Genomic DNA, 25,028 nt, shown 5'->3' with positions numbered 1-25,028 from the left:
AAAAGTGCGGTGGATTTCAAAAACGTTTCTAAAACCGACCGCACTTTGTTAGACGGAAAACGGATATTTAATCGGCTCGTGGCATTGATAACCCGTTACCTCAAAATCATCCATGGTGACCCAGGTTTCCAGGTCTTCTAAAGATTTAATGTCCGGATTAATTTCCAACTGCGGTGACGGGAAAGGCTCACGTTTTAATTGCACATCACGCATGAGTGCCAACTGGTCTTCATAAATGTGTGCATTCACAATGTGATGGAACGCTTGCCCTGCTTTTTTACCGGTAATTTGTGCCATTAACGCCAAAAGGGTAAATACTTGGATTTGGTTGAAATTCAAGCCAAGCGGGACATCACAAGAGCGTTGGTAACTGGTGAGATATAAGGTATCACCCAGCAAGGAAAACGTATGTGTGTGCATGCAAGGGCGCAAACAACCCAAATCAAATTCACCCGGATTATAGAACGTCAGAATCTCACCGCGGTCATCAATGCCTTTGCTGAGGTTATTGATGATTTTGCGTAGCTGATCGAGATGTTCGCCATTCGGTTTACGCCAACTTCTGCCCTGCACACCATATACGCGCCCCATATCATCCGTGCCTTTGCGGTGCGGATTATTGAGCCAAGCCAGATTTTCATTGGCATTGGCATCCCAGGTTTTGGTGCCAAGATTGCGGAAGTCGGCGGCATTATCATAACCGCGAATATAACCTAGAAGTTCTGCAATCGCGGCTTTCCAATAGCTTTTACGGGTGGTAATCAACGGGAATTGATTGTTTGCCACATCGTAAGTCAAATCGGCGTTAATCACGGTTAAACAGCGTTTGCCGGTACGTTCGTTTTCTACCCAAACGCCTTCATTAACAATGCGTTGGCACAAATCTAAATAAGCTTTCATAGAGATACTATGTCGATTACCCTTTATTTTGTTTATACAGTGCCAAGGCTTGTGGCATCAGACGTAATAAGTTTGCTTGGCGATCTTTATCACTTGGGTGCGTCGAACTTAATTTGTCTAAAATGCCTTGCGAGCCTGTTGAGGCTTTTTGCATTTTATCCCATAAACCCGGTGCGGCTTCCGGGTTATAGCCGGATTTCGCCATTAAGAATAACCCCACTTCATCCGCTTCGGTTTCTGCACTGCGGGAATAAGGTTTGTCCAAGCCCCAGTCTTTTGCTAAGCCTACAACCATAGTACTACCGTCAGAACCGATTTGTGTCGCCAACGCAGCTTGAGCAACACCGGCAATCACATTGGTAAATTGACTAAGGTTTGCTTTCTTTTTACCATGTTCTTTTAAGGCGTGCGCCATTTCATGCCCCATCACAGTCGCAATTTCATCATCTGTGAGGTTTAAAGTTTCCACTAAGCCGGTATAAAACGCCATTTTACCGCCCGGCATTGCCCAAGCATTCAGTTCTTTGGATTTAATCACTTCGATTTGCCAGTCAAAGGCTTGCCCGGTTTGATTTTCGCGATTCGCGTACGGCACCATTTTGTTGAAAATTTTGTGTACCCGTTGCGCCGTTTTGGAGTTACTGTCAATTTGATTTTGGGATTTGGCTTCGTTAATCATATCACGATAGCCCATCGCCGCTTGTTGGTTAATTGAGGCAGAATCTGCACAAGCTGTTAAAATACCGACGATAGAGACGAGTGTTAATGTTTTAGCAAATTTGAACATAAATTTTCCCTCATAGATTTGTGTGTAAAAAAGACCGCACCTTAAAAGCGCGGTCTGTTTAGAATTTTATTATTTTTTCGCACGTTCAAATGAATCAAGGATTTCTTTACGCGCTGCGTCAACGCCTTCCCATCCTTCTACTTTCACCCATTTACCTGCTTCTAACGCTTTGTAGCTTTCGAAGAAGTGTTTGATTTGTGCTTTTAATAATTCCGGTAAATCGCCCACGTCTTTGATGTGGTCGTATTCTTTGCTTAATTTAGTGTGCGGTACCGCAACCACTTTCGCATCACCACCGGCTTCATCGGTCATTTTCAACACGCCTACCGGACGGCAACGAATAACAGAGCCAGGTTGTAACGGGTACGGTGTTGGCACTAACACGTCAACCGGGTCGCCGTCAGAAGATAAGGTGTTGTTCACATAACCGTAGTTTGCCGGATAGAACATTGCGGTTGCCATGAAACGGTCTACAAATAATGTGCCGGTTTCTTTGTCAACTTCGTATTTGATTGGATCAGAGTTTGCAGGGATTTCAATAACAACATAGATGTCATCTGGTAATTCTTTACCTGCCGGTACGCTTTCTAAGCCCATTTGTTATTCCTTCTTGTGAGTTAAATAAACGTGGCAATTATAGCCGTAATCGGCTTCATTTGTCGAGTTGAGGGGACGTTGCGTAATAAAATGCGGTTGTCTTTTGTAGTTGTACTATTATAATAGTCCAAATTTTTTTACTAAAGGATATTACAATGACAATGCAAAAACGCCCTTCATTACTCGGTGGCGCGATGATTATCGCAGGTACGGCAATCGGCGCCGGTATGCTTGCTAACCCAACTTCTACTGCCGGTGTTTGGTTTTTCGGTTCAATTGCGATTCTGATTTACACCTGGTTTTGTATGACCACCTCGGGCTTAATGATTTTAGAAGCCAATTTACATTATCCCACCGGTGCCAGTTTCGATACGATTGTGACTGATTTATTAGGCAAAGGCTGGAACGTCATTAATGGCTTATCCGTCGCCTTTGTACTTTACATTCTTACTTATGCTTACATCACTTCCGGTGGCAGCATCACGGAAAGTTTCTTGAATCAGTTAGGTGAAAACGTGGAAGTGGGCCGTAGTGCAGGCTCTTTGATTTTCTGTTTTGTGTTGGCGGCGTTTGTGTGGTTCTCTACCAAAGCGGTTGACCGTTTTAGTACGGTGTTAATCGCCGGGATGATCATTTCTTTCTTCCTTTCTACCTCCGGTTTGTTGAGTTCGGTGAAAGCCGATGTGTTGCTTAACACCGTGGCACAGGGCGAACAGCAATATTTACCTTATATTTTGACCGCACTTCCGGTGTGTTTGGTGTCATTTGGTTTCCACGGCAACGTCCCGAGTTTGGTGAAATACTATGATCGTGACGGCAAGCGCGTGATGAAATCCATTTTCCTTGGCACCGGTTTGGCGTTGATTATTTATATTTTGTGGCAGCTTGCCGTTCAAGGTAACTTACCGCGTGCTGAATTTGCACCGGTCATCGCCAAAGGCGGTGACGTAGCGGCCTTACTAGAAGCCTTAAACAAATACATCCAAACCGATTATATCGGCATTGTTTTGAATTTCTTTGCTTACATGGCTATCGCCAGTTCTTTCCTTGGTGTCACCTTAGGCTTATTTGATTACATCGCTGACTTGTGTAAATTTGATGACAGCCGCTTAGGACGCACGAAAACGACATTAGTTACTTTCCTACCGCCGTTATTACTGAGTTTGCAATTCCCATTCGGTTTCGTTATTGCCATTGGTTACGCAGGTTTAGCTGCCACGATTTGGGCTGCCATCGTGCCGGCGTTGTTGGCAAAAGCCAGCCGCAAAAAATTCCCGAATGCGACCTATCGTGTACACGGTGGCAACTTTATGGTGTATTTCGTGATTTTATTTGGGTTATTGAATATCTTCGCACAAGTGGCATTGCAGTTTGGTTGGATTGCCGACTTCAAAGGATAATATGCAAGACAAGCAAAGCGTGTATGACAAGGACGGTTTTTTTGACCTGTACCAGAAACTGCGCAGTAACCCGAACAGCTTAAATGAAATCGTTGAAAAGCCCACGATGTTGGGCTTAGTCGGCGGCGTGTCAGGCAAGCGTATTTTAGATTTAGGCTGTGGTTGCGGAGAACATCTCAAGCTCTATTTAGAACGGGGCGCCGCATTTGTTGCCGGTATAGATTTGTCCCAAGCGATGTTGCAGCAGGCGGCAAAAAATCTCGCAGAATTTCGACCGCACTTTTTACTGGAGCAAGCCCCAATGGAACATCTGGAACGGTTAAACGAAAGCAATTTTGATGTCATCACCAGTTCCTTTGCTTTTCATTATGTGCATGATTTTCCTGCCTTATTAGCAAAAATTCATGCCAAACTGAAACCAAACGGACAATTGATTTTCTCTCAAGAACATCCCATTGTGACTTGTTATCAAGGCGGTGAACGTTGGGAAAAAGACGCGCAAAAACAACAAATCGCCTATCGGCTGAATTTCTATCGGGATGAAGGCGAACGCCAGCGCAACTGGTTTAAACAACCTTTTATAACCTATCACCGCACCACGGCGACCATCATCAACAATTTGATTTCTGCCGGTTTTCACATTGAGCAAATGGCGGAGCCCATGCTTGCAGACCAACCGCAATGGCAGGATGAATTTAAAGATTTGCAACATCGCCCGGTGTTGTTGTTTGTTAAGGCGAGAAAAAACACATAAAGTGCGGTCGATTTTTGACGTGTTTTTGAGAAAAGAAGGCGGACAATTTGTCCGCCTTTTAGCGCAGAAAATATCTGCTTTCCGAGTGATAAAAAGTTAGCGCAAGAATGCCGGAATTTTGCTTTCGTATTCTGCGATTTTGTCTTCGTGTTGAAGGGTTAAACCGATATTATCCAAGCCGTTTAACAAACAATGACGGCGGAATTCATCCAGTTCAAAGGTATAAACTTTGTCGCCCACAGTAACGGTCATGGCTTCCAAATCCACATGGATTTGTTTGCCCTCATTTGCCCAAACCCATTGGAAGATTTCTTCTACTTCCTCTTCGCTTAAACGAATCGGTAACATGTGGTTGTTTAAACTGTTGTTATAGAAAATATCCGCAAAACTAGGTGCGATCATCACTTTGAAACCGTAATCGGCAAGCGCCCAAGGGGCGTGTTCACGAGAAGAACCACAGCCGAGGTTTTTGCGTGCTAATAAAATAGTCGCCCCCTGATATTGTGGGTAATTCAGCACAAATTCCGGATTCGGCTTGGTGCCTTCTACATCCAAATAACGCCATTCGTGGAATAAATGTTTGCCGAAGCCTACGCGGGTAATGGCTTGTAAAAATTGTTTTGGAATAATCGCATCCGTATCCACGTTTGCTGCATCCAATGGCACTACTAAGCCTGAAAGTTGTTTAAATCCTGCCATTTTCTGCTCCTTAGTTTAATGTGACGTCACGAATATCAACGAATTTACCGAACATTCCCGCTGCGGCAGCCATGGCAGGACTCACCAAGTGAGTACGACCGTTACGACCTTGGCGACCTTCAAAGTTACGGTTCGAAGTGGAAGCACAACGTTCCCATTCACCTAAACGGTCATCGTTCATCCCTAAGCACATTGAGCAGCCCGGATTACGCCATTCAGCGCCCGCTTCAATAAAGATTTTATCCAAGCCTTCTTTTTCCGCTTGTTCTTTGACTAAACCGGAACCCGGCACCACTAAAATCCGTTTTACGTTATCCGCTTTTTTACGGCCTTTCATCACCGCCGCAGCAGCGCGTAAGTCTTCGATACGCGCATTAGTACAAGAGCCGATAAATACTTGATCCACCGAAATCTCTTTTAAATCAGTATTCGCTTCTAAGCCGATATAATTCAAGGCTTTTTCAGCAGAAGCACGAGTGACGGAATCGGTCATTTCGGCTGGATTTGGCACTAATTGATCGATACCGATCACTTGCCCCGGATTCGTGCCCCAAGTGACTTGTGGTGCGATATCTTTGGCTTCTAATGTGATCACCGTGTCAAATTGCGCATCCTCATCGGATTTTAAAGTTTTCCAATAAGCGACTGCATCATCCCAATCTTTGCCTTTTGGCGCATGTGGACGACCTTTTAAGTACTCGAAAGTGGTTTCATCCGGTGCGATTAAACCGGCTTTTGCACCCATTTCAATTGCCATGTTGCATATGGTCATACGTCCTTCCATGGAAAGATCACGAATGGCTTCACCGCAAAATTCCACCACATGGCCTGTGCCGCCTGCCATAGTGGTTTTACCGATAATGGCAAGAATAATGTCTTTTGCGGTAATGCCCGGAGCGACTTTGCCACGCACTTCAATTTTCATGCTTTTTGCACGGGCTTGTTTTAAGGTTTGTGTCGCTAAAACGTGTTCGACTTCGGAGGTGCCGATACCAAATGCCAAGGCACCAAAAGCACCATGGGTGGCGGTATGGGAGTCACCACAGACGATGGTCATGCCTGGTAAAGTTAAGCCTTGCTCCGGTCCCATTACATGCACGATACCTTGTTCTCTTGTGGTCATATCGAACAATTTGATCCCCGTGGCTTTGGTATTTTTATCAAGCTCTAACACCTGAATTTTCGCTTGGCCTTCAAGTTTATTCACATCGCGTACTTGGGTAGAAATACTGTGATCCATGGTACCGAAAGTTTTGCTCACTTGGCGTACTGGACGACCCGCAACACGTAGCCCATCAAAAGCTTGCGGACTGGTTACTTCATGGATTAAATGACGGTTAATATACAAAATCGGCGTTTCGCCTTCTGCTTCGTATACCACGTGGGCATCGAATAATTTTTCGTAAAGAGTTTTTGCCATAATTTTTCTCAATTCGTTAGGGGCTTTGTTAGAGTAGTAAGTTTTAAATTGTCTGTTGGTATTTTTCTAATCCATTCGCAACTTTAGATGGATAGAACTCTATCACTTGATAATCTGCTATTTGGTGTTGGTGAAATGGATCTTGTTCAATAATTTGATTTACTTCATCAAGATCTTTTGCATTCATAATAATGATCTCACCAGTTCTAGGTTCTTTACGCCCAGACATTAGAAACTTACCTTGTTGATAAAACTTATCTAAAAATGTTCTGTGTTCAGCTAGAAATTCTTCAATTTTCTCTAAAGGTTGAATATAGGTTAATGAAACAATAAACATATAATCTCCTTTTTTCTAGGGACGCTTACTCGCCTTTATTAAATTTGTTGATGGTGGGCAAAAATGCCCACCCTACGATTAGATTGCTTCAGCAATCAATGTACCCATTTCCGCCGTTAAAACAGGGGCAGAGTCATCGGCTAAATCACCGGTACGGTGACCATTGGCTAAGACTTTTTGTACCGCATTTTCAATGGCATCCGCGGCTTCGTTTAAGTTGAAGCTGTAACGCAACATCATCGCCGCAGAAAGAATTTGTGCGATTGGGTTGGCAATGCCTTTGCCTGCGATATCCGGGGCAGAACCACCTGCCGGTTCGTATAAGCCGAAACCTTCTTCATTTAAGCTGGCAGATGGCAACATTCCCATAGAACCGGTGATCATCGCGGCTTCATCAGAAATAATATCGCCGAAAATGTTAGAGCAGAGGAGCACATCGAAAGACTCAGGCGCTTTGATTAACTGCATGGTCGCGTTGTCGATATAAATATGATCTAGGGTGACTTCAGGGTAGTCTTTTGCCACTTCGGTCACGGTTTCACGCCATAAGATTGACGCTTGTAATACGTTGGCTTTATCGACAGAAGTGACGTGTTTACGGCGTTTCATTGCTGCATCAAAAGCCGCACGTGCAATGCGTTCGATTTCATATTTGTAATAAACTTCGGTATCGAATGCTTTGGTTTGTGCGCCTTCGCCTTCGCGACCTTTCGGCTGACCGAAATAAATCCCGCCAGTTAATTCACGTACAACCACCATATCAAAGCCTTTCGCTGCAATATCGGCACGTAATGGACAGAATTTTTCGAGTCCTTTATAAAGGGTAGCAGGACGAAGATTGCAGAATAATTTGAAATGTTTACGCAATGGTAATAATGCACCGCGTTCCGGTTGTTGATCCGGCGGTAAATTTGTCCATTTAGGGCCGCCCACGGAGCCGAATAAAATTGCATCGGCCTCTTCACAGCCTTTTAGGGTATCTGCCGGTAATGGGCAACCGCAATTATCGATTGCAGCACCACCTACATAAAACTCGTTAAAGTTAAGTTTGAAACCGAATTTTTCTTGGACTTTGTTTAATACTTTAATGGCTTCTGCCATCACTTCCGGGCCGATGCCGTCTCCCGGTAGAACAGCGATGTTGTATGATTGCATATTGTTTTTCCTATTTCTTTCACACTAAAGTGCGGTTAATTTTCTCCCCTCTTTTGTAAAGAGGGGCTGGGGGGAGATTTTAACGATATAAATTCACCACTGAGGTTGATGTTACTTCTGCCAAATCTCCCCTAACCCCCCTTCGCTAAAGAGGGGAACTCGATAGATTAATGATGTTTGTGGCTTTTAATATCTGCGACTTTATGTGAACGATAAATCGCATTGATGGCGTGCACTAAGGCAAGCGCAGAGGATTCAACGATATCCGTCGCTAAACCGACACCATGGAATTTACGACCTTCGTGTTCCACCACAATGTCCACCTGACCTAAGGCTTCAGCGCCTTCGCCTTTGGCGGTTAAGTTATAGTGAGACATTTTGATCTCTAAACCGGTCAAATTTAAGATGGCGTTATAAACCGCATCAACCGGGCCGTTACCACCGATTGACGAAGTGCTTAATTTCTCACCGTCTAATTGTAATTGAACAAAGGCTGTCGCCGGATATTCTTTGGTGGAGTGAGCGGAAAGTTTATCTAACACCAAACGATCTTCATCGCCTTGTTGCATATCAATGAACGCCAAGGCTTCCAAGTCATAATCGAACACTTGGCCTTTTTTGTCCGCCAATTTTAAGAAGGCATCATACAATTTATCTAAATCGTAATCTTGCTCGGTGTAGCCCATGTCGGTCATATGACCTTTCACCGCCGCACGGCCGGAACGTGCGGTTAAGTTCAATTTCTCTTTCTTCAAACCGATAGTTTCCGGAGACATGATTTCGTAGGTATTTTTGTTTTTTAACATACCGTCTTGGTGGATACCGGAAGAGTGTGCAAAAGCATTGGAACCCACAATCGCTTTATTAGGCTGAATCGGCATATTACAAAGTTGGCTCACCATTTGACTGACGCGATGAATTTCTTGCGTGTTGATACGTGTATCCACGCCCATAAATTCTTGACGAACTTTCATTGCCATCACCACTTCTTCCAATGCGGTGTTACCTGCGCGCTCGCCGATGCCGTTGATGGTACATTCAATTTGGCGTGCACCGTTTTGTACGGCGGTTAAAGAGTTGGCGGTCGCCATACCTAAATCGTTGTGGCAGTGCACGGAAATCACGGCTTTATCGATGTTTGGTACGCGGTTACGCACTTGAGCAATGATATTGCCGTATTCATTTGGTAAGCAGAAACCAACGGTATCCGGAATGTTGACTGTGGTTGCACCCGCATTAATTGCGGCTTCAACAATACGACAGATATTATCAATACCTGTACGGCCGGCATCTTCGCAAGAGAACTCAACATCATCCGTGTAGTTACGTGCGCGTTTCACTGCCGCCACCGCCATTTCAACCACATCGTCAAAGGTACGTTTTAATTTGGCTTCCACGTGCAAAGCCGAGCTGGCGATAAATGTGTGAATACGGAAAGCTTCCGCCACTTTTAAGGCTTCATACGCCGCATCGATGTCTTTTTCTACCGCACGGGAAAGTGCTGCGACACGACTATTTTTGATATGGCGCGCAATGGTTTGCACAGATTCAAAATCTCCTTGTGAGGAAACCGGAAAGCCCACTTCCATCACATCCACGCCTAAACGTTCAAGTGCTAAAGCAATCTGTAATTTCTCTTTAACGGTTAAGCTTGCTTTTAACGCTTGCTCGCCATCACGCAAGGTGGTATCAAAAATAATAACGCGATCTGTCATAACATTTTCCTTCTTTCAATCACTCAAAGTGCGGTCATTTTTTACGGTATTTTTAAAACGAAAAAACCCGCAAATTAGAGTGCGGGTTTAAATTTTGAGGGTTTTACATTTGACTGTTTTTCATCCACAACTTAGCCGCACAAAGCATGTGAGAGCAGCAGGTTGAGGGAGAAAGAAACAGTGTGAAACATGAAAAATCCTAGTGTATAAAAATCTGTAAACGTGCGTCACATATTACGGATTTAAGCTAGTCTGTCAAATGATAAATCAGCATATTCTCTCTGTTTTTGCCGATTTTATGAAATTTAGTGAGAGATAAACTTTGTATTAAGCATAGATCTTAGAGAAATATTCTAACTTTGATGTTTGAAGCCAGTTTTTATTCTGATAGAAATTTATTTACTGAAAAAATCGACTTTTTTAGTTTAAATCTAAAAAAAAGTGCGGTGTGTTTTTTCAATGTTTTTAAAGACATCGAAAAATCACCGCACTTTAGAGGCGAATCTTGCTGCCACTAATGGGGATTAAATACCCAACTTCCATCCGTGTGCAATTCTAATTGTTGCTGATGTAATGGCACGAGGGTAGAACGATGCCCCACGCTGATAATGGTGGTATTTGGCAATTCTTCACGAATTAAGCGATACATGGCGTGTTCCATACCTTCGTCTAAGCTGGCGCTGGCTTCATCAAGGAAAGCAACTTTCGGTTTGTGTAGTAACAAACGGGCAAACGCCAAACGTTGTTGTTCACCAAGAGAGAGAATGCGGCTCCAGTCTTGTTCCTGTTCTAAACGATCCTGTAAATGAGCTAATTGAACCTGTTCTAATACCCGCGTGATCTTAGCCAAATCCACGTTTTCAGTGGTATCCGGATAATAGAGCGCGGTGAGCAAATTGCCTTGTGGCAAATAAGGGCGTTGCGACAAGAACAAGGTATTGTGTTGCGGGCAGAATATTTTGCCTTCCGCATAGGACCATAAACCGGCAATGGTGCGTAATAAGGTAGTTTTCCCGACACCGGATTGACCTTGAATTAATAACGAATTCCCTTGTGTTAAGGTGAGATTTAAATCTTTAATTAAGATTTTTCCCATAGGCGATTTCACGCTAAGGTGTTGGAAAATCACATCCGTAGGGTGATCAGTAATGTCGGTTTTACTTTGTTTTTGCGCGGCTTCGACGCTGTAGTGAAAGCCAGTTAAACGGTCTAACGTGGCTTTGTATTCGGCGAAACTGTCGTAGGTGTTACGGAAGAAAGAAAGATTGGAATGCAACTTGCCAAAGACTTGCAAGGTTTGCATCAGATCGCCCAATTTAATTTGTTTTTCAAAATAGCGGCCCACTTGAATAAGTAATGGGAAGACCACGGAAATCTGACTGACCACCAAGTTGAATCCTGAGAATTTTAAAGCTCGGAAGACAATATCCCACATGTTATCGATAACGGCGCGGAATTGTTTGTATAACCGACTTTTTTCCACTTTTTCACCGGCGTAGAATGCAATGCTTTCCGCATATTCTTTAACACGGATTAAGGAATAACGGTAATTCGCGTTTAATTTTTCGTTCGCGAAGTTAAGGCGAATTAACGGTTTACCAAGCCAGAAAGCAATCAGCGTGGTGAAAATCACATAAGCGAATACTAAATAGACCATAGCGCGCGGAATTTCTATACCTAGCAAGGTCATTGGCCCTGCTAAGCCCCACAATAAAATCGTGTAAGAAATCATGGAGGTCACGGCATCAATCACACCAGTGCTGAGGGAAAGCGTGGTTTTTACATAAGATTGTATGTCTTGTTGAATCCGTTGATCCGGGTTATCGAGATTGTTGCCGATGTATTGGCTTTTATAATAAGCCCGCTTATCCATCCATTTTTCTAAGAGTTCTGTATTTAGCCATTCAATCCAGTTAATGGAAAAGCGCTGGTTTAAATAATAGCTGATAAGTGCAGCTGCCACAGAAAAGCCGGCAATAAAACAGAACAAAATCATCTGCTCCCAAAAGACGGTTTGGTTAAATTCCTGCAATGCGGTGTACATATTGTTATACCACGTGGAATGCACCAAGCTCAGACGTACACTAAAGAGGGTGAGGGTCACGATCAAGACGAAGAATAATAATGGTTTAATGCTGCGTTTTGGCGAAAGATAACCGCCGGCAAACATCCAAAATTGTTTGCCCCAATGGGTCAGGCGAACTAATAGAAAAATGCCGAGACTGAAGAAAATAACTGTGAGCGCCAGTGTGCGGGCGATCCAAAGTGAAGAGGTAATGATCTCTTGAGTATAATCCATAACGTATTCCCATAGACAAAAGTGCGGTAAGTTTACACGGTGTTTTGATCAAATCAAGAAGATGATGAAGATATGAACAACACTGCAAGCGTATTCTTTCAATGCGAAGATTTTTATGTGATTAGGCTAAAATTTTCTGTTATCAACGCCCATTTTTTGGTAAATTTAGCCCAATTTTTTTAACGCTCAAAAGAGCCATGATTAATACAAATTAGTGGAACACATATGTTATTTAAAAAAATTCGCGGTTTATTTTCTAACGATCTTTCTATTGACCTCGGTACAGCAAATACGTTGATTTACGTCAAAGGGCAAGGCATCGTGTTGGATGAACCTTCTGTGGTGGCGATTCGCCGAGATCGCAGTGGCTCGCTGAAAAGTATTGCGGCAGTGGGTCGCGAAGCGAAACAAATGTTAGGTCGTACTCCAAAAAGCATTGAAGCGATTCGCCCGATGAAAGACGGTGTCATTGCCGATTTCTTCGTGACCGAAAAAATGCTGCAATATTTTATTAAACAGGTACATAGCGGCAATTTCATGCGCCCAAGCCCACGTGTATTGATTTGCGTGCCGGCAGGCGCAACGCAAGTAGAACGTCGTGCGATCAGAGAATCTGCCATTGGTGCCGGTGCACGTGAAGTCTATTTAATTGAAGAACCGATGGCGGCAGCGATTGGGGCGAAGTTACCGGTTTCAACGGCAATCGGTTCCATGGTGATTGATATCGGCGGCGGTACGACCGAAGTTGCGGTGATTTCCTTGAACGGCATCGTGTATTCTTCTTCCGTGCGTATTGGTGGTGACCGCTTTGATGAAGCGATTGTGACCTATGTGCGCAAAAATTTTGGTTCGATTATCGGGGAGCCGACCGCAGAACGCATTAAACAAGAAATTGGTACCGCCTACATTCAAGACGGCGACGAAATTAAAGAAATGGAAGTGCACGGCTCCAACATTGCGGAAGGTGCGCCACGCTCCTTTACGTTAACGTCAAAAGATGTTTTAGAAGCTATTCAACAACCGTTAAGTGGCATTGTGGCGGCAGTACGAACTGCCTTGGAAGAATGTCAACCGGAACACGCCGCGGACATTTTTGAACGTGGCATGGTCCTAACCGGTGGTGGTGCGTTATTGCGTAATATTGATGTGCTACTTTCCAAAGAATCCGGTGTGCCGACCATCGTTGCTGATGAGCCACTTACATGTGTTGCACGCGGTGGTGGTGAGGCATTGGATATGATTGATATGCACGGTGGCGACATTTTTAGTGAAGAAATCTAATCATGTTTAAAAAGTGCGGTGAATCATTTTGATGTTTTTACCCAGACAATGTTAATCACCGGGTAAATCGTTTCATACGATAAAACATAATTATCTCTTAATGCCGGCCTGTTGCTTAACTGACCGGCATTGCCGTTGATATTGACCGCACTTTTGTTTTGAGGAATGCTCTTATCATGAAGCCTATTTTTGGAAAAACCCCGCCTTTAGGACTCAAGCTTTTTCTCGCTGTCATTGCCTCATTAGGATTAATTGCCTCAGATAGACAAACGACAACGATGATTCAAGCCCGTTCATTGTTAGAAACGGCTGTTGGCGGATTGTATTATTTAGCCAATACGCCACGCACGGTGTTGGATGGGGTTTCCGATAATTTGGTCGATACCAATAAATTGCAAATCGAAAATAAAGCATTAAAAGATCAATTACGAGAAAAAAACGCGGATCTTTTATTGCTGGATCAATTAAAAGTCGAAAACCAACGTTTGCGACTGCTCCTAAATTCGCCACTACGGATTGATGAATATAAGAAAATTGCCGAAGTTCTGACGGCGGAGACCGATATTTATCGCCAACAAGTGGTGATTAATCAAGGTGAAAAAGATGGCGCTTATATTGGTCAGCCGGTAATTGATGAAAAAGGCGTGGTCGGACAAATTATTTCGGTGGGCGAGCATACTAGCCGAGTGTTATTAATTACGGATATCGCCCATTCGATTCCAGTTCAAGTGTTGCGCAATGATGTTCGCATGATTGCCAGTGGCACCGGGCATAATGACGAATTGGTTTTAGATAACGTTCCACGATCAGTGGATATTGAAAAAGGCGATTTACTGGTGACCTCCGGGCTGGGAGGACGTTTTTTAGAGGGCTATCCGGTTGCGATTGTCGAATCGGTATCGCGTGACGGACAAAATTATTTTGCTACGGTCACAGCCAAGCCATTAGCCTTTATTGATAAATTACGCTACGTCTTATTGCTGTGGCCGACAAATGAAGATACACGAAAAGCAAGCCCAATCACACCGGCAGATGTGCGTAAAGCGGTTGAGCAACGATTAGCGACACAAGGCAATGAAGCACAAAAAGTGAAAAAAGCCCTTGTTCCTGATGTTCCACCGGCAGAACAGACACCTTCAGAAGCGACATCGGATTTGCCGACAGAGGCACCCCATGAAAATCCTGTAGAAGCCGTGCCAGTAGAGGATAAATCGCCAAGGGAGGAGGATTAATGCAAAGTCGTGTTATTTTTAAATACATTGCGTTAACCGCAATATTTCTACTTGCCTTGGTGATGGAAATCATGCCGTGGCCTAACGGTTTTCAAAGTGTTAAACCGGCGTGGGTCGTGTTGATTTTCATGTATTGGGGATTGTCGATTCCCAACCGTGTAAGTATTGGTTGGGCATTTATGATTGGTATTCTGTGGGATGTGGTATTAGGCACGATCTTGGGCGCGCACGCACTGGTGTTGTCTATCTTTGCCTACTTAATTACCAAAAATCACCTTGTTTTTCGTAATCTTTCACTTTGGATGCAAAGCTTGCTGGTGATTTTCTTTGTCTTTGCGATCCGTTTTAGCATCTTCTTAATTGAATTTTTAGTGCATCGCGCCACCTTCGATTGGCGAGAGATTTTTGGTGCCATGATTAGCGGTATTTTATGGCCGTGGTTATTTTTACTCCTTCGAAGCCTCCGCCGTCGTCTAGGATTAAGTTAACCTACCTTGACGCTTAACAAGGCAATGCACATCCATCATGATAAACGTCATAACGAAAAGGGAGCGTAATTGCTCCCTTTGGTTGTCATTTATAACTCACGTTGTTTAAAGGCATTGATGGCTTGCAAATGATGCGAAATCTGCTTGAATTTGTGCGTTTCTACGGCATCCCAAATCACCTCGTAATAAGGCGATAATACCTCTGCGCTACGTTGGGAATCTAAAACACCGTCTTCCACCGACAAGAACACCAAACAGCGACCTTTATTTTTCAAACGGAAACCTTCCACGCACTTGGTGGCAATGTCTTCATATTCTTCCGGGCGATCGATCTTGCCTCCCATATTTTCCTGCGGAAATAAATTCGGGTTGAAAATCGCCTGCTTAATGCCACATAAAAAACCAATGCGTTCCGCCCAATATCCGCCAAGCCCAACACCGCAAATTAAAGGTTTGTTGTCTTTGGATTCGGAGACCAATTTATGCACTTCGTTTAAAAGAAATTGCATATCATGGCGTGGATGCAATGTGCTGTAGTTAATAAAGCGAACATCATCGTCGATGAATTTTAGTTGTAACACTTTTTCGTGATTGCCCGGACTACTGGAATCAAAACCATGCAAATAAATAATCATTTTATTACTCCAACCTAACAGTGCTTTTGCTCTAAATATAAGATCATCTGCAAGGCAATATCAATGCCACTGGTTTTCTCAATCATCTCAAGCCCCGGACTGGCATTGACTTCCAACACCAACGGACCGTTGGCGGAACGGATTAAATCCACGCCAGCCACATCTAAGCCTAGCACTTTCGTTGCATTTAAGGCAACGTGTTTTTCCTGTTCGGTTAAGATGACTTTTTCTGCGCGGGCACCGCGATGACAATTCGCACGAAATTCACCCGCTTGCCCGATGCGTTGCATTGCCGCGACAATGCGATTGCCCACCACAAAACAACGCAAATCCGCACCTTGAGCCTCTGCAATAAATTCCTGTGCTAACGTCGGCACATTTGCCTGCTTCAATGTTTCCAACATACTGACCGCACTTTGTGGTCGTTCTGCGAGCACCACGCCAATCCCTTGCGAACCACTCAGGGTTTTCAAAATAACCGGTGCGCCAATATGCCGTACCGCATCATTCGCATTGGTTTCCAGCCCACCAAGCAACGAGGTTGGCACTGCAATGCCATTCGCCAGTAATAACTGCAAACTCAACCATTTATCACGCGCTTTGGCAAAACTATCGGCATGATTCAAACAAGGCACATTTAACGCCTGAAAATAATGCAACACCGCACAGCCCATTTGCATACTGCCGGTACCAAAGCGGGGTAACACCGCGTCATATTGGGGTAACAGATAAGGCGGGCTTTCCACATCCGGCTGATAATAAAGCGCAAAGTGCGGTGGATTTTGTTGGAGTTTTATTAAACAACGATTCGGATCGAGAATATCCATGTGATGGCCGTTTGCTTCCGCCGCCTGCTTTAAACGTCGACAGCTATACAAACGTGGCTCACGGCACAACATTAATAGTTTCATAGGGAGTGTTTTTTTACCGTATTTAATTCTCACTGGCTTGTTATCCGATGAGGATAACAAACCTCAATCACATAGCCTAGATTCATTTACCTATTGCTAAATTCACCGCATTCTACCTCAAACACTTGGCGAACTCTTTATTCTTTTGTGTATCCGCTATAAAATTGATGCATTTATTGACAAGACAAAAGGAAACATCATGTTTGTAACTATTTATGGTCGTCTAAGCTGCCCATATTGCGTACGCGCCAAAGCATTAGCCGAAAAGTTGAAAAATTCATTAACAGATTTTGATTATCGTTATATTGATATTATTGAACAAGGCATGAGCAAAGAGGATATTGCAAAAATTATCGGTAAACCGGTACAAACGGTGCCGCAAATTTTAGTGGATGAAAAACCAATTGGAGGCTGCACTGACTTTCAAGCTTTCGTGCGTGAACGATTTGGCGTGGAATAAGTGATTTTATCCACACGGATAAAAAAAACGGATTAGCCTAACAAGCTAATCCGTTTTTCTTATAGCCAGCCAAAGTCTGGCTATAAAAACCATACGCTATGCGTATGGAGTCAAATAGCTTAAGCGATGAACAGAAAAAAATCCTCACTATATAATGAACAAGGCTGACAACCAAAATTCAACATATAGGAGGATTATTTACCCCTCGTAGCGTGCAACTTGTTGCACGAATGATTAAAGCATTAACCTCGATGCGTAATTCACGATTTTGTGCGTAGCGTGCATCTTGATGCACGACCGAATCACGTACGGAACGTTATTTAACTCTTTCTGGCATTCACGATTTCGTGCAACAAGTTGCACGCTACAATTCACTAAAATAGAGATATGAAAATAGACATTTCCGAGTGAAAGGATTTTTTGTCAGCATCGTGGGCTTAAATACAAAAGTTGTGAAGATCTATATAAGGAATCAAGAAAAAGAAGATATGGTTCAAGATAATTTATCAACGAAAGAACATATTGACCCCTTTAAGGGGTAGTCAAGGAAGTCATTAGACACGGTTGTCAGTTTTCACAAGCCCCTTGAGGGGCTTGTGAAGTATAGGCCCTTATAGGGGAGCCTAAAAACCGCACGTTTTACGTGCGGATTGTTATTTGGTTTGAGTGCCATGCAATTAAAAGATTTCTTCCGAGGCAAAGAAATAAGCAATCTCACGTGCCGCGCTTTCCGGGCTATCGGAACCGTGCACGGAGTTTTCCCGTTGGCTTAACGCAAAATCACGACGAATCGTGCCTTCTGCTGCCGTTTCAGGATTGGTCGTTCCCATTAAAGTGCGGTAATCTTGCACGGCATTTTCTTTTTCTAACACACTCACGAATACCGGCGCCGAAATCATGTATTCCACTAATGACTCGAAAAAAGGCTTGCCTTGGTGTTCGGCGTAAAAGCCTTCTGCTTGTTCTCTGTTCAACTGAACCATTTTCGCGGCAGCAATATTGAATCCCTGTTGCTCAAAGCGTGCCAAAATCGCGCCGATTAAATGACGCTTTACGGCATCCGGTTTAATAATAGATAAGGTTCGTTGTAAGCTCATTTCACATCCTCTTACTGTTGTTTTGCTTTAGCTAATAATAAATTGGCAAGGGTTTGCACACCGATACCGGTCGCACCGGTCGCCCATAAGTCGCTTGGGGTTTTGCGATAGGTGGCGGAACAATCAATGTGTAACCAATGTTGTTGATAATTTTTCACGAAATAAGATAAAAATGCCGTTGCGGTGCTGGCACCTGCGCCCACCGGAACTGTGCCGATATTCGCAATGTCAGCGAACGCCGTTTTAATTTGTCCGCGATGTAATTCCGCGAAAGGCAAGCGCCAAAATGGTTCTTGTTCCTGTTCGGCAGCGTGGAATAAATCGGCGACTAACTGATCATCCATGGATAACACACTGTGATAATCATTGCCCACCGCCACTTTTGCCGCACCGGTTAACGTAGCACAATCCACAATAAATTGAGGTTGTTGCGCATCTGCATCAATTAAGCCATCTGCCAATACCAAGCGCCCTTCGGCATCCGTATTGAGAATTTCGACGCTAACGCCATTACGATATTGAATGATATCTCCCAATTTGAAGGCACGACTACTCACTAAATTTTCTGCACAGCAAAGGAATAATTTCACCCGTTGATTTAAACCACGTAAAATTGCCAAGCCTAACGCCCCCGTCAATAACGCGGCGCCGCCCATATCAGTACGCATGGTACTCATGCCATCACTCGGTTTAATGCTGTAACCACCACTGTCAAACGTAATGCCTTTGCCCACTAAACAGGCCAACACCGGCGCGTCCGGATTGCCGGTTGGATTGAAATCCAACTGCAACATGGCCGGCAGATTTTGCGATCCTTTCCCCACCTGCCATAAACCGTGGTAACCACGTTCTAGCAATGCTTCTCGAGAAACGATGGAAAAACTGACCGCACTTTGTTTCGCGGCTTGCTCTGCCGTCTGCCCGATAAACTTCGCCGCGCGTTGGGCAAGCTCTTCCGGCGTTAAAATGGCTGCTGGCAGATTAATGATTTCACGCACGAAATCGCCGCATTGAATGCGATAACTTAGCTCTCGTTGTTGCTCGTCAGATAGCGTCGGAAACTGGAGTTTAAACTGCTTTTTCGCATTGTAAAAACCTTGGTAAAAGGCCCAACAATTTTCCAATTGCCAGCCTTCCCCACTTAACGAAATATCAGAAATCCCCTGATTTTGTAACTTCCGCGCGGCTTTTTGTATAGAAGTGCGGTCGGAAAAATCAGTTAAATGAAGGGTCGCTTTATCTTCATTAAAACTGATGAGTGCCTTTTCACCCCAAGCCGCCGAAGCCGGTTGGTTTGAAAGCAAAACCTGCATAGACATACTTTCTCCTTTCAATATTGAGAATATAACGACTTGTAATATAGCAGTTTTTAGCAAGATTCGTTACGTTTTTATGCTAAGCCATTGTGGTTATGTAATTTTCGTCTTTTTCAAGCGTAATGCATTGCTTAACACGGAAATTGAACTCATCGCCATCGCCGCGCCGGCAACCACTGGACTGAGTAAGCCCAATGCTGCTAGCGGAATGCCTAACACGTTATAAATAAACGCAAAAAACAAGTTTTGTTTAATGTTTTTTAGCGTCGCGCGGGAAATCAGTAAGGCATCCACCAACTGATTGACCGAATGCTGCATCAACGTTGCCGATGCACTGTGTTGTGCCACATCCGCGCCATCGTGCATGGCGAAACTCACATTTGCTGCAGTCAGTGCCGGTGCGTCATTTACGCCATCGCCTACCATGGCGACCACATTGCCATTTTCTTGGAGAAGTTTAACCGCACTTGCTTTATCCCGTGGCGACATATTGCCCTGTGCATGTTGGATCCCAAGCTGATCGGCAATGTATTGCACCACATTTGGGTTATCGCCGCTCATGATATAGACGTCGATATTGTCTGCTTTTAAGCGTTCAATCGCCTTTTGACTATCCGCTTTTAAGGTATCTGCTAACGCAAAGGCTGCAACGGGCTGATCATTTACGGCAACCGCCACAATGCTGGCGATTTGCCATACGGGATCAAGATCGGTCGGTAACGTTAAACCACAATAGGCAGGTTTTCCCACTTTCACCGTGCCGAGATGTTCAATCTCACCTTGAATGCCTTGCCCCACCTCTGCCTGAATATGTTGCACCGCAGGCAACGCCACGCCTCTCATCTCTGCCGCTTGTACAAGGGCTTTTGCCAACGGATGCGTTGCGCTTTGTTCAATGGCGGCGGTTAAGGCATAAATTTCATCTTCAGAATAGACCGCATTTTTTGCCTGCCAAAAAGCCACCACTTCGGGTTTGCCTTCCGTGAGCGTGCCGGTTTTATCCAACACCACTGCGTTCACATGAGCGGCTTCTTCCATAGCAGCGGCATCTTTAAACCAGATGCCCTGTTTCACGGCTTTGCCCATACCCACCATGATCGCTGCTGGCGTTGCCAAGCCCAACGCACAAGGGCAGGCAATCACCAATACCGCAACCCCATGAATCAACGCCGTCACTACATCTTGTTGAAGCCACCAAGTGAGTAAAAACGTCAGCAAGGCAATGCCGATCACCATTGGCACAAACACCGCCGCCACTTTGTCGGCAAAACGGGCAATGGGCGCTTTGCTGCCTTGTGCTTCAGAAAGGGCGTTCATCATATCGCCAAGCAACGTTTGGCTGCCAAGCTGTTGCGTGCGATAAACCAAACTGCCGTCCGTCACCATCGCCCCTGCCAACACTTGGCTTCCCAATTTCTTCATTTCCGGCACGGATTCGCCGGTTAAATGGCTTTCATCACACCAACCCGAACCTTCTTCCACCACGCCATCCGCCGCAATGCGCTCACCTTGGTTAGCGCGTAACCGTTCGCCCACTTGGATTTGATTTAACGGCACGGTTTGCCATTCTCCGTTACGTTGCACGCGCACTTGTTTTGGTGTCAGCTGTAACAATAAACCCAGGCTATTTAGGCTGTGCTTTTTGGTGCGATCTTCTAAGAATTTTCCCAAACTCACAAACCCCAACACCATGACGGACGCTTCAAAATAAACATTCGCCGAGCCATGTTCATGGTTCATATGCGGCAGATAAAACAGCATAAAGACGGAATAAAAATAAATGGTAAGCGTGCCAAGACTGACCAACACATCCATATTTGCCAAGCCACCTTTAATGCTACCCCAAGCGCTTTTATAGAAGGGAATCGCTAGGCCGAATTGCACAATCGTGGCTAACACCATTTGCCACATCGGCGGCAACATCCAATCATGCCGTCCCAGCATCATGCCGAGCATACCGATTAAAAACGGCACGTTAATCAGCCATAACAAAATCAACCGCCACGAGAGTTTACGTTCTTGCGGCAATGCTGTCTGTTCTTGCTTTAATTGGGCGGCGAAACCGGTTTTTTGAATAATTTGGATCAGTTGTTCAACGGAAGTTTGCTTTTCGTCAAAAGTAACCTGTGCTTCCTCACTGGCGAAATTGACGCCCGCCTGCTGCACAAAATCCTTTTTATTCAACACTTTTTCAATCCGACTGGCGCACGACTGGCACGTCATACCGCCAATTTGAATGGAGACTTTTTGCATAACATCCTCTTTTTTATTTCCTTTCACAGAAAAGTGCGGTGGGTTTTGGAAATGTTTTTTATCATCGATATTAAACGACAGCTAGCACAACAGCTAGCGCAAGCGTCCACGCTTGTGCTTATTCATAATCATAGCGCGCGTCTCCCGACGCCTGCTTACAACAAAGCAACAATCAAAAGGCTGTATCAGGAGACGCCGCCATCAATGAATAAGCAATAAACAAAACTCATACCACTGCCGCATCAAACCCTGCATCTTCCACCGCTTCCACCAACGTGGCAGGTTGCACTTTATTTTCATCAAAACTCACGACCGCTTGCGCTTTTTCCAAACTGACGTCAGCTTGCGCTACACCGTCCAATTCGCTCAATACGCGAGTCACGCTTTTCACACAACCACCACAGGTCATGCCATCAATTTTTAAGGTTACGTTTTGCATTATTTGCTCCTTTGTTAAGTTAAACCTTGCCGACCTTGGTCAGTAAGATTACTATAAACCTTAACATTAGGTTAAGGTCAAACACTTTTTATGAACATCAGTCAAGCAGCCAAACTTACCGGCTTATCAGCTAAACAAATCCGTGATTATGAAAAACGAGGCTTACTCAAAGCGGGCACACGCACCCTTTCAGGTTATCGCTATTATGAAGAGAGCGATCTTGCCCGTTTACGCTTTATCCGCCACTCACGAGACGTGGGTTTTTCCCTGCAACAAATCGCCCAATTACTCCAATTACAAGACAACCCACATCGCAACAGCCGTGAAGTGAAACAACTTACGGCACAACATATCGAAACCCTCAACGCGCAAATTCAGGCATTACAAAACATGGTGGCTGAACTCCAACGTTGGCACGACAACTGCCAAGGCAACGACTGCCCGGAATGTTCGATTTTGGCGGGGTTGAGTGAATAGGAAAGCGGAAAAGTGCGGTGAGAATTTAAAATATTTTCTCATCAGAAATACACTTCAAAAAGTCCGCTGGTTAATCTTCCTGATGATTTACTAAGGTTTCAATTTGCACGATTTCCGCCACATCCACCGTATCCGCTTTAATCCGCCATTTCACATTCAAGTCATACAACGAAATGCCGTAAAGGCGATCGGTGGCTTTGCCTTGTTGATACGCCGGGCGGGGATCTTGTTGGATCACCTCGGTAATAAAACGTTGTAAGTGCGGTCGATTTTTGCTGTGTTTTTTGACCGCACTTTCCGCTTCCGCAGTAAATTCTATGCGTAGCAACGGTTTCGGTTCGCTTTGGGCGAAACCGGAAATCGCGTTCGGTTCACTGTCCGCGTAGGTAAGATAAGGTTTGATGTCGAGAATCGGTGTGCCGTCCACTAAATCTACGGCGCCGAGATGTAATAAAACCTTGCCGTTTTTACATTCTATGTGGCGCAATTCCACTTTGGATAACCCAATGGGATTCGGGCGATGTGTCGAGCGCGAGGCAAACACGCCAACCCGCTGATTGCCACCTAAACGGGGTGGGCGCACGGTAGGATGCCACTTACCTTGCGGAATGTGATCAAATTGAAAAATCAGCCAAAGGTGGCTGAATTGCGCTAAACCGCGTACAGCTTCCGCTTGGTTATAAGGGGGCAACAATTCGACAATGCCAGTGCCATCCTGCACCAAATTGGGTTGACGCGGTACCGAAAATTTTTCTTTGTAAGGCGTGTGAATCACAGCCACGGGCTGCAATGTGAGAGAATCGGACATATTTTCCTTAAAACAGTTAAAATCTGCAGAATAACCTTGTAGAATGGCGCCTATTTTAGCTAAAAGTGCGGTAAAAAATCGCCTTATTTTTCGTTATTCGAGTAGCCATTATGACAAAAAATACAATAAAAATGTGGATTGAGACGGCACGGCCGAAAACTTTGCCGTTAGCCTTAGCAACGATTTTAACCGGTTCTGCGCTTGCCTATTGGGCGGGCAGTTTCCATTGGGGAATCACGGTGTTATGTTTACTCACCACGTTGTTTCTGCAAATTCTCTCCAACTTCGCCAATGATTACGGCGATCATCAAAAAGGCTCCGATACGGCAGAACGTATTGGGCCGTTACGCGGCATTCAACAAGGCGCGATTTCTGCGGCACAACTGAAAAAAGGGCTTTATGTAATGATCGCCTTGAGTTTTCTTTGTGGCGCACTCTTAATCAGCATGGCTTACCAAAATATCAGTGATTTAATTGCGTTTTCCATGCTCGGCATATTGGCTATTGTGGCAGCTATCACCTACACCGTGGGCAGCAAGCCTTACGGCTATTTGGGCTTAGGCGATATTTCCGTGTTAATTTTCTTTGGGTTATTGGGCATCGGCGGCACCTATTATCTTCAAGTACATGATTTCTCTGCTGTCATTTTACTGCCTGCCATTGCCAGCGGATTACTTGCGACAGCTGTATTAAATATCAATAACTTGCGTGATATTGAACAAGATCGCAAAGCTGGCAAAAACACCCTTGCCGTGCGCTTAGGTCCGCATAATGGGCGGGTTTATCATTGCTTGCTGCTTTCCATTGCTGCGTTGTTTTATCTCTTGTTTGCCCTCATGAATTTGCGTAATCCGTTGAGTTTCGTCTTTTTGCTCACTTATCCGCTCTTGTTCAAACATGCTTATTTTGTTTTCTCTCATAAAGAGCCGGTAGCCTTGCGCCCGATGTTAGCGCAAATGTCGTTGATTGCGTTACTGATCAATGGGCTATTTAGTTTTGGCTTGCTTCTAGGCTGAAACGGACTATACTAGCTCGCAGTATTTATCTTAAAAATAGGGTCTTTTATGTACATTGATACTTCTGAACTTTGTGATATTTATCTCGATCAAGTCGATGTTGTCGAACCTGTTTTCTCAAGTTTCGGCGGGTTAAGTTCTTTTTATGGCAAAGTCACCACCGTAAAATGCTTTGAAAATAACGGGTTAATAGCTGAAATTTTAGAAGAAAACGGTGAAGGACGCGTATTAGTCGTTGATGGCGGCGGTGCAGTACGTCGTGCATTAATTGATGCGGAACTCGCACAATTAGCCGCAGACAATCACTGGGAAGGCATCATTGTTTATGGTGCAGTTCGTCAAATCCAGCAGTTGGAAAATATCGACATCGGCATTCATGCCTTAGCGCCAATTCCGGTGGGCGCGGATGAAAGCAATCATGGCGAAACCGATGTTCCGGTCAACTTTGGTGGGGTAACCTTCTTCCCGGAAGATTTTGTTTATGCTGATCTCACCGGCATTATTCTGTCGCAAGAGCCGTTAGATTTAGACGATCCGGAACAAGAATAGACA

General features: G+C 44.5%; 25 protein-coding genes and 1 pseudogene. 10 read left to right on the top strand and 16 right to left on the bottom strand.

What is annotated here, in order from left to right:
- Positions 1 to 48: 48 nt before the first annotated feature.
- From J5X96_RS08920 to ppa, 3 genes are all read right to left on the bottom strand, one after another.
- Positions 49 to 900 (bottom strand): thymidylate synthase, encoded by an 852-nt coding sequence (locus J5X96_RS08920; protein ID WP_209363205.1) that lies wholly within the window; start codon positions 898 to 900, stop codon positions 49 to 51.
- 16 nt (positions 901 to 916) lie between these two features.
- A complete protein-coding gene (locus tag J5X96_RS08915; RefSeq protein ID WP_209363203.1) occupies positions 917 to 1,687 on the bottom strand; it encodes a M48 family metallopeptidase in 771 nt (256 codons plus the stop codon).
- A 69-nt stretch (positions 1,688 to 1,756) separates the two neighbouring features.
- Positions 1,757 to 2,284 carry an inorganic diphosphatase gene (gene ppa, locus J5X96_RS08910; protein ID WP_006716839.1) on the bottom strand — a complete coding sequence of 176 codons (528 nt, stop codon included), beginning with the start codon at positions 2,282 to 2,284 and terminating at the stop codon, positions 1,757 to 1,759.
- Between the two features lie 155 nt (positions 2,285 to 2,439).
- On the opposite strand from ppa, the gene mtr reads away from it, so the two are divergent.
- Both mtr and J5X96_RS08900 read left to right on the top strand, forming a co-directional pair.
- The gene (mtr, locus tag J5X96_RS08905; protein ID WP_209363201.1) at positions 2,440 to 3,684 is read left to right on the top strand and encodes a tryptophan permease; all 1,245 of its coding nucleotides are present in this window, start codon (positions 2,440 to 2,442) and stop codon (positions 3,682 to 3,684) included.
- A gap of 1 nt (position 3,685) precedes the next feature.
- Positions 3,686 to 4,438, top strand: coding sequence for a bifunctional 2-polyprenyl-6-hydroxyphenol methylase/3-demethylubiquinol 3-O-methyltransferase UbiG (locus J5X96_RS08900; protein ID WP_209363199.1), 753 nt, complete (start codon positions 3,686 to 3,688; stop codon positions 4,436 to 4,438).
- 96 nt (positions 4,439 to 4,534) lie between these two features.
- Here J5X96_RS08900 and leuD read toward each other — a convergent pair whose 3' ends face one another.
- From leuD to J5X96_RS08870, 6 genes are all read right to left on the bottom strand, one after another.
- Positions 4,535 to 5,137 (bottom strand): 3-isopropylmalate dehydratase small subunit, encoded by a 603-nt coding sequence (gene leuD / locus J5X96_RS08895; RefSeq protein WP_021615740.1) that lies wholly within the window; start codon positions 5,135 to 5,137, stop codon positions 4,535 to 4,537.
- 10 nt (positions 5,138 to 5,147) lie between these two features.
- Positions 5,148 to 6,557 (bottom strand): 3-isopropylmalate dehydratase large subunit, encoded by a 1,410-nt coding sequence (gene leuC / locus J5X96_RS08890; RefSeq protein ID WP_209363197.1) that lies wholly within the window; start codon positions 6,555 to 6,557, stop codon positions 5,148 to 5,150.
- A 43-nt stretch (positions 6,558 to 6,600) separates the two neighbouring features.
- Positions 6,601 to 6,894, bottom strand: a complete 294-nt coding sequence (locus tag J5X96_RS08885; RefSeq protein WP_209363195.1) for a YciI family protein — start codon at positions 6,892 to 6,894, stop codon at positions 6,601 to 6,603.
- A 78-nt stretch (positions 6,895 to 6,972) separates the two neighbouring features.
- Positions 6,973 to 8,049, bottom strand: coding sequence for a 3-isopropylmalate dehydrogenase (gene leuB / locus J5X96_RS08880; protein WP_209363193.1), 1,077 nt, complete (start codon positions 8,047 to 8,049; stop codon positions 6,973 to 6,975).
- Between the two features lie 167 nt (positions 8,050 to 8,216).
- Complete coding sequence (leuA, locus tag J5X96_RS08875) at positions 8,217 to 9,764, bottom strand: 2-isopropylmalate synthase (RefSeq protein WP_209363191.1); 1,548 nt, start codon at positions 9,762 to 9,764, stop codon at positions 8,217 to 8,219.
- Positions 9,765 to 10,278: 514 nt separating this feature from the next.
- A complete protein-coding gene (locus tag J5X96_RS08870) occupies positions 10,279 to 12,063 on the bottom strand; it encodes an ABC transporter ATP-binding protein/permease (RefSeq protein WP_209363189.1) in 1,785 nt (594 codons plus the stop codon).
- A 225-nt stretch (positions 12,064 to 12,288) separates the two neighbouring features.
- Between J5X96_RS08870 and J5X96_RS08865 the strand changes: the two genes are divergently transcribed.
- The 3 genes from J5X96_RS08865 (at position 12,289) to mreD (ending at position 15,064) form a co-directional block, all read left to right on the top strand.
- Positions 12,289 to 13,344 carry a rod shape-determining protein gene (locus tag J5X96_RS08865; RefSeq protein ID WP_021615733.1) on the top strand — a complete coding sequence of 352 codons (1,056 nt, stop codon included), beginning with the start codon at positions 12,289 to 12,291 and terminating at the stop codon, positions 13,342 to 13,344.
- Positions 13,345 to 13,520: 176 nt separating this feature from the next.
- The gene (mreC, locus tag J5X96_RS08860) at positions 13,521 to 14,576 is read left to right on the top strand and encodes a rod shape-determining protein MreC (RefSeq protein WP_021615732.1); all 1,056 of its coding nucleotides are present in this window, start codon (positions 13,521 to 13,523) and stop codon (positions 14,574 to 14,576) included.
- Entirely contained in the window at positions 14,576 to 15,064 is a 489-nt protein-coding gene (mreD, locus tag J5X96_RS08855; RefSeq protein WP_209363188.1) for a rod shape-determining protein MreD, read from the top strand. Before mreC ends, mreD begins: the two co-directional genes overlap by 1 nt.
- 89 nt (positions 15,065 to 15,153) lie before the next feature.
- Here the strand turns inward: mreD and ycfP are convergent, their stop codons facing one another.
- Both ycfP and J5X96_RS08845 read right to left on the bottom strand, forming a co-directional pair.
- On the bottom strand, positions 15,154 to 15,699 hold the full coding sequence (gene ycfP, locus J5X96_RS08850; RefSeq protein WP_209363186.1) for an alpha/beta hydrolase YcfP: 546 nt from the start codon (positions 15,697 to 15,699) through the stop codon (positions 15,154 to 15,156).
- A gap of 14 nt (positions 15,700 to 15,713) precedes the next feature.
- Positions 15,714 to 16,610, bottom strand: a complete 897-nt coding sequence (locus J5X96_RS08845) for a RimK family alpha-L-glutamate ligase (protein ID WP_209363184.1) — start codon at positions 16,608 to 16,610, stop codon at positions 15,714 to 15,716.
- Positions 16,611 to 16,809: 199 nt separating this feature from the next.
- On the opposite strand from J5X96_RS08845, the gene J5X96_RS08840 reads away from it, so the two are divergent.
- Complete coding sequence (locus J5X96_RS08840) at positions 16,810 to 17,070, top strand: GrxA family glutaredoxin (protein ID WP_209363182.1); 261 nt, start codon at positions 16,810 to 16,812, stop codon at positions 17,068 to 17,070.
- Between the two features lie 383 nt (positions 17,071 to 17,453).
- Positions 17,454 to 17,612 (top strand): annotated as a pseudogene (locus J5X96_RS08835) (IS200/IS605 family transposase); the annotation flags it as partial.
- A 135-nt stretch (positions 17,613 to 17,747) separates the two neighbouring features.
- Here J5X96_RS08835 and ndk read toward each other — a convergent pair.
- The 4 genes from ndk to J5X96_RS08815 form a co-directional block, all read right to left on the bottom strand.
- A complete protein-coding gene (ndk, locus tag J5X96_RS08830; protein ID WP_209363180.1) occupies positions 17,748 to 18,167 on the bottom strand; it encodes a nucleoside-diphosphate kinase in 420 nt (139 codons plus the stop codon).
- An 11-nt stretch (positions 18,168 to 18,178) separates the two neighbouring features.
- Positions 18,179 to 19,486, bottom strand: a complete 1,308-nt coding sequence (gene pepB / locus J5X96_RS08825) for an aminopeptidase PepB (protein WP_209363178.1) — start codon at positions 19,484 to 19,486, stop codon at positions 18,179 to 18,181.
- A 90-nt stretch (positions 19,487 to 19,576) separates the two neighbouring features.
- Positions 19,577 to 21,736: a cation-translocating P-type ATPase gene (locus J5X96_RS08820; protein ID WP_209363176.1), complete on the bottom strand. Its 2,160-nt coding sequence runs from the start codon at positions 21,734 to 21,736 to the stop codon at positions 19,577 to 19,579.
- A 226-nt stretch (positions 21,737 to 21,962) separates the two neighbouring features.
- Positions 21,963 to 22,175, bottom strand: a complete 213-nt coding sequence (locus J5X96_RS08815; protein WP_209363174.1) for a heavy-metal-associated domain-containing protein — start codon at positions 22,173 to 22,175, stop codon at positions 21,963 to 21,965.
- Positions 22,176 to 22,265: 90 nt separating this feature from the next.
- Here J5X96_RS08815 and J5X96_RS08810 point away from each other — a divergent pair, with 90 nt between their 5' ends.
- The gene (locus J5X96_RS08810; RefSeq protein ID WP_209363172.1) at positions 22,266 to 22,652 is read left to right on the top strand and encodes a MerR family transcriptional regulator; all 387 of its coding nucleotides are present in this window, start codon (positions 22,266 to 22,268) and stop codon (positions 22,650 to 22,652) included.
- Between the two features lie 70 nt (positions 22,653 to 22,722).
- Here the strand turns inward: J5X96_RS08810 and tsaA are convergent, their stop codons facing one another.
- Positions 22,723 to 23,460: a tRNA (N6-threonylcarbamoyladenosine(37)-N6)-methyltransferase TrmO gene (tsaA, locus tag J5X96_RS08805; RefSeq protein WP_209363170.1), complete on the bottom strand. Its 738-nt coding sequence runs from the start codon at positions 23,458 to 23,460 to the stop codon at positions 22,723 to 22,725.
- Positions 23,461 to 23,570: 110 nt separating this feature from the next.
- Here tsaA and J5X96_RS08800 point away from each other — a divergent pair, with 110 nt between their 5' ends.
- Positions 23,571 to 24,476, top strand: coding sequence for a 1,4-dihydroxy-2-naphthoate polyprenyltransferase (locus J5X96_RS08800; RefSeq protein WP_209363168.1), 906 nt, complete (start codon positions 23,571 to 23,573; stop codon positions 24,474 to 24,476).
- Between the two features lie 48 nt (positions 24,477 to 24,524).
- Positions 24,525 to 25,025, top strand: a complete 501-nt coding sequence (gene rraA / locus J5X96_RS08795; RefSeq protein WP_209363166.1) for a ribonuclease E activity regulator RraA — start codon at positions 24,525 to 24,527, stop codon at positions 25,023 to 25,025.
- The last annotated feature ends 3 nt before the right edge of the window (positions 25,026 to 25,028 follow it).

The organism is Aggregatibacter sp. 2125159857 (genome assembly GCF_017798005.1).
In the GTDB taxonomy this organism is placed as follows: domain Bacteria; phylum Pseudomonadota; class Gammaproteobacteria; order Enterobacterales; family Pasteurellaceae; genus Aggregatibacter.
The sequence above is the reverse complement of the archived record's forward strand: the minus strand, read 5'-3'. Positions and strand labels throughout refer to the sequence as shown.